Consider the following 4,659-nt stretch of genomic DNA (forward strand, 5'->3'; position numbering starts at 1 on the left):
GTCTGGCTTGGGTTGGGGCGTGAGCGGTGGCTGCGGCGCAGCGTCTGGCTTGGGTTGGGGCGTGAGCGGTGGCTGCGGCGCAGCGTCTGGCTTGGGTTGGGGCGTGAGCGGTGGCTGTGGCGCAGCGTCTGGCTTGGGTTGGGGCGTGAGCGGCGGCCGCACGCCTTTGTCATGCTCGGAGCGGGTGTCAGGGCAGTGACAATGGTTGACATTGACCTCCACTTTCACCTGCGCATTGGCATTGTTGGTAACTTGGACATCGGGTTGGGGAAACGGAGGTAGAACGCCCGGAATGGCTTTAGGCGTAATCACACTCAGCCCGCCATCATCTATTTTGACCTTTGGCTGCTCTGCGGCATCGGGTGCGACCTTGGGTAACGGGTTCGCCCCAGGCTTCACTTTCAGCGGGTCTGCCGCGTCGGGAGCCACCTTCGGCAACGGGTTCGCCTCTGGCTTCACTTTTGGCTGGTCTGCCGCGTCGGGAGCCACCTTCGGCTGCGGGTTCGCCTCTGCCTTCACTTTTGGCTGCTCTGCCGCGTCGGGCGCCACCTTCGGCAACGGGTTCGCCTCTGGTTTCACTTTGGGCTGGTCTGCCGCGTCGGGCGCTACTTTCGGCTGCGGGTTCGCCTCTGCCTTCACTTTTGGTTGGTCTGCTGCATTCGGAGCAACTTTCGGCAACGCGCTTGAATCCGTACTCGCTTTGTCGTGAGGCGCGGCATCCGGCTTGACCTTGGCTTTGGCCGCCGTATCGGAAGCGGCCTTGAGGTCGGGAGTTACATCTTTCCCCGACAGCATTTCGCGCATGGCTTTGAAGACTTGTTCAAGCATGTCAAATAACTTTGAAAGCGCGCGGGCGTTAATCATCATTTCGCCCTGCGGCCCTCGGGTAATATCTTGCTGGGTAGCGGGCGGGATAACTTTTGAATCAGTCGCCGGTGTAGAGAGTGTTGCAGCGCTTTTTGGGAGTGTGGGCGTTTGTGGGTCTTGGGGAGTTGTATCGAACTTTACATAGGGCGAATTATTAATCGAGAAAGACATATCAAATTCCTTAGTCAGCGCAGCCAAGCGGTGAACACCTGGGACAGCGATAGGATTTATAGAGGCTGAATACAACCGCGTTGCATCTCAGTCCCTTAATTCGTGGAAACTGACGCTATCGAGTTCCAGAAATCGCGCCTCACATAAGGAAAGAAAAGCAAACTTTCAGACTTTGCCTCATCGCCACCTGGAGCCAGCCGTGATTTATCGTGCCCGCACCTTCTCGCGACAGACATATGCACTTATAAACCGAGAGACCTGTCACTCAGCGACATAATTAACCGTACTTTCAAACGAATGCCTGTGATAGTTCACGCGCACAGGCATACCCCCACAGCACGGGCTGGTTTATCAACTCGAATAACGACAGTAACTTTCAGAATATTTCAGCGGTAACGTTTAAACGTATTAAAACGCAAAAATGCTCCTTATCTTTCGATAAGGAGCATTCGTTTGAAATGCTGGCAGACAGTTTCCGGGGTCAGGCGGCAACCGCAGGACTCATCCCCAATAAACGGCTGACCTGGTCAAGTTCAGTTTCGCGGCGCAGGGCAGTAAACAGTGCCACCGCTTCCGGGTAATTGCGCGTCAACATCGCCAGCCACTGTTTCAGTCGCCCCGGCGCCTGCCGCTCGGTCAGTTGCGCTACCGATTGGGTCCAGAAGTCCTGAAGCAGGGGCTGCAGTTGCGCCCAGGTCATTTCCACCACTTCCTCACCTGCGCGTGCCGCGGCGATCTGGCGTGCCAGGTCAGGACGCGCAACCAGGCCGCGACCGAGCATGATGTCTTCGACGCCGCTGATTTCCCGGCAACGCCGCCAGTCTTCGACACTCCAGATATCACCGTTGGCGAACACCGGCACCTTGACCACGTCCTGCACGCGAGGGATCCACTCCCAGTGCGCAGGCGGCTTGTAACCATCAGTCTTGGTCCGCGCATGCACCACAATGTGCGCCGCGCCGCCCTCGGCCAGGGCGGTTGCGCAGACCAGTGCGCCGTCCGGGCTGTCGAAACCCAGGCGCATCTTGGCAGTGACCGGAATATGCGCGGGAACAGCGCGGCGTACGTGTTCGACGATCTGGTTGAGCAGCTCCGGCTCCTTGAGCAGCACCGCCCCGCCACGCGACTTGTTGACGGTCTTGGCCGGGCAGCCGAAGTTCAGGTCGATGACCTGCGAGCCCAACTCGCAGGCGAGCGCGGCGTTTTCCGCCAGGCACACCGGGTCGGAGCCGAGCAACTGCACGCGCAGAGGCACGCCGGCGGCGGTGTGGGCACCGTGCAGCAGTTCCGGAGCGAGCTTGTGAAAATACGCCGGGGTGAGCAAGCGGTCGTTGACGCGGATGAACTCGGTCACGCACCAGTCGATACCGCCGACTCGGGTCAGCACGTCCCGCAGGATGTTGTCGACCAACCCCTCCATGGGCGCCAAAGCAATTTGCATGGAAAACACTCAACAAAAATCGTGGCGCAGTTTACTGGGTTTCCCACGGTAACCGTTAACCCCCTGTCAGGGCGGGGCCATAACCGTCGAGAAACTCGGGCGGCATGCGCTTGGGCTTGCCGGTGGACAGTTCGATGCACACAAAGGTGGTCTGCGCCCGCAACAGCGTGGCGCCATCGCGTGGGCGCAGCAGCTGGAAGCGCCGGGTCATTTTCAGGCGCTGGTCCCAGTCGACGATCCAGGTCGCCAGTTGCAGCTCGTCGCCCTCGTAGCCGGCCGCCAGGTAATCGATTTCATGCCGCACCACGGCCATGGCGCGATCCAGGCGGCGGTATTCGGTGAGATCCAGCCCCAGGCGCTGTGAGTGGCGCCAGGCGCAGCGCTCCAGCCAGGACACGTACACCGCGTTATTGGCGTGCCCGAGGCCGTCGATGTCTTCAGGGGCGACCTGCAGATCGATGATAAACGGCGTTGCCAAATCCCAGCCCATGCCTTGCTCCCAGTCGATTAATGTCGGCGGGGAGCAGTGTATCAGGCGGTTTGCCGCTCCTGTAGACGACGGCCGGCCAACAGCGCCAGCACCCCGTCAATCACGCGGGGATCGGCCAGCACTTTCTGGTGGCCGCCCTGCTCCAGGCGCAGCAGGCGGCTGTCGAACCAGGCTTCATGGATGGCTTGCGATGCCTTGACCGGCACGAAGGTATCGTCTTCGGCGTGCACGATCAGGCCGGGGATATTCATCTGGTAGTGGGCCACATCCAGATGCTTGAGCGGCATGCCGAAGGTCAGCTCCACTTCCTGGATAAACGCCGAACGCGCCCGCGCCGGCAACCCGACCATCTGGGTGAAGCCGCGCAGCACATCCAGAAAGCGCGACGGCGCGGCAATGCTCACCAACGCCTCGGTACGCAGCCCCAACTGCACCGCCAGCATCGCACTGGCGCCGCCCATCGAATGGCCGATCACCGCGTGCAACGGTGGCAGTTCCGCCGCTGCCTCCAGCATGGCACGCGCAAAGAGCAGCACATGCGCTTCTCGCCCTGGGGAACGCCCGTGGGCGGGACCGTCCAGGGCAATCACGGAGTAGCCGTTGTCCACCAACGCGGTGATCAAGCTGGCGAACTGCGTGGGGCGCCCTTCCCAACCGTGCATCAACAGCACCGCCGGGCCCTGGCCCCAACGCAAGGCCGACAAGCCGAAACGCAACGTGATGCGCTCCGATTGCGCCAGCAGCGGCAGCTCCCAGTCACGCGGCGGCAGGTCGCGCGGAGTCATGAACGCGCGACGCATCTTGTTGGCCACCGTGTGCGGCGCCAGGTGCCCCAGCGTGCCATTGATACGACGAATCCAGGTCAATGTGCCCATCCTGCAAGCCCTCTCCTTAACGCACCGCCGACTTGGCCGCGCGTAACACTCGATCCGACAACTCACCCGGCCCCAGCGCGCGTGCCAAGGCCAGGCCACCAATCATCAGCGCCATGTCCGCCAGGGCTTTATCGGTGTCTTCGGGGCTGGCAGCGAGTTGAGCGGCCATCAGCTCCACGTGTTCGTTCAGCGCATCGCGAAAAGCGTCCGGCAAACGGGCCATCTCGCCCACGGTGGCCGGGATCGGGCACGCCTGGGCGGTTGAGTCGCGGTGCTTGCGTGACAGGTAAAACGCCGCCACCAGCCCCCTGCGTTCTTCGCCGGTCAGCTGTGCATCCATATCGTCGATCGACGCACGACGCCGGGCCAGTAACTGAGTGAAGGCCTCCAGCATCAGCGCGTCCTTGCTTTCAAAGTGCGCGTAGAAACCACCGACGGTCAGCCCCGCCGCGCCCATGACTTCACCCACGCTCGGCTCGGCCGGGCCACGCTGGATCAACGCGGCGCTGGCGGCTTGCAGAATACGTTCGCGGGTTTGCGCTTTTTTATCGTTCATCGTTGCCTCCGTCTTTCATGGGTTGAATATTATTACCATAATAATATTTCGCAAGCGACAGGCATGACCGCTGGTCAGAACACAGGAAGGGGAATGAGAAGAGGATTGGCCAAACGCCAGACAAACAAAAGGGCCATTCAATAATTGAATGACCCTTAAAAATCCCGCAGAGCGGGTAATCGTGGCGTCCCCTAGGGGACTCGAACCCCTGTTACCGCCGTGAAAGGGCGGTGTCCTAGGCCACTAGACGAAGGGGACA

General features: G+C 61.0%; 5 protein-coding genes and 1 tRNA gene. All 6 read right to left on the bottom strand.

All coding sequences use genetic code 11. The features are described 5' to 3' along the window. Nucleotides 1-1,065 (bottom strand): hypothetical protein (locus AC07OJ_RS30670; protein WP_495095790.1); only part of this gene is annotated, 1,065 nt, incomplete at its 3' end. 454 nt (nt 1,066-1,519) lie between these two features. Further along, nucleotides 1,520-2,479 (bottom strand): tRNA dihydrouridine synthase, encoded by a 960-nt coding sequence (locus tag AC07OJ_RS30675; RefSeq protein WP_106803171.1) that lies wholly within the window; start codon nt 2,477-2,479, stop codon nt 1,520-1,522. 55 nt (nt 2,480-2,534) lie between these two features. After that, on the bottom strand, nt 2,535-2,969 hold the full coding sequence (locus tag AC07OJ_RS30680) for an acyl-CoA thioesterase (protein WP_065904515.1): 435 nt from the start codon (nt 2,967-2,969) through the stop codon (nt 2,535-2,537). Between the two features lie 41 nt (nt 2,970-3,010). Beyond that, the gene (locus AC07OJ_RS30685) at nt 3,011-3,844 is read right to left on the bottom strand and encodes an alpha/beta hydrolase (RefSeq protein ID WP_065904513.1); all 834 of its coding nucleotides are present in this window, start codon (nt 3,842-3,844) and stop codon (nt 3,011-3,013) included. Between the two features lie 16 nt (nt 3,845-3,860). Further along, a complete protein-coding gene (locus AC07OJ_RS30690) occupies nt 3,861-4,400 on the bottom strand; it encodes a TetR/AcrR family transcriptional regulator (RefSeq protein WP_065904511.1) in 540 nt (179 codons plus the stop codon). Nucleotides 4,401-4,582: 182 nt separating this feature from the next. Next, nucleotides 4,583-4,658 (bottom strand) — tRNA-Glu (locus AC07OJ_RS30695). Nucleotide 4,659 lies beyond the last annotated feature (1 nt).

This window comes from Pseudomonas sp. GW821-FHT09C08 (genome assembly GCF_059418125.1).

Bases quoted from the DNA above. Each gene is read 5' to 3' on its own strand.
- AC07OJ_RS30675 (WP_106803171.1), bottom strand. From the start codon at position 2,479: ATGCAAATTGCTTTGGCGCCCATGGAGGGGTTGGTCGACAACATCCTG.
- AC07OJ_RS30680 (WP_065904515.1), bottom strand. From the start codon at position 2,969: ATGGGCTGGGATTTGGCAACGCCGTTTATCATCGATCTGCAGGTCGCC.
- AC07OJ_RS30685 (WP_065904513.1), bottom strand. From the start codon at position 3,844: ATGGGCACATTGACCTGGATTCGTCGTATCAATGGCACGCTGGGGCAC.
- AC07OJ_RS30690 (WP_065904511.1), bottom strand. From the start codon at position 4,400: ATGAACGATAAAAAAGCGCAAACCCGCGAACGTATTCTGCAAGCCGCC.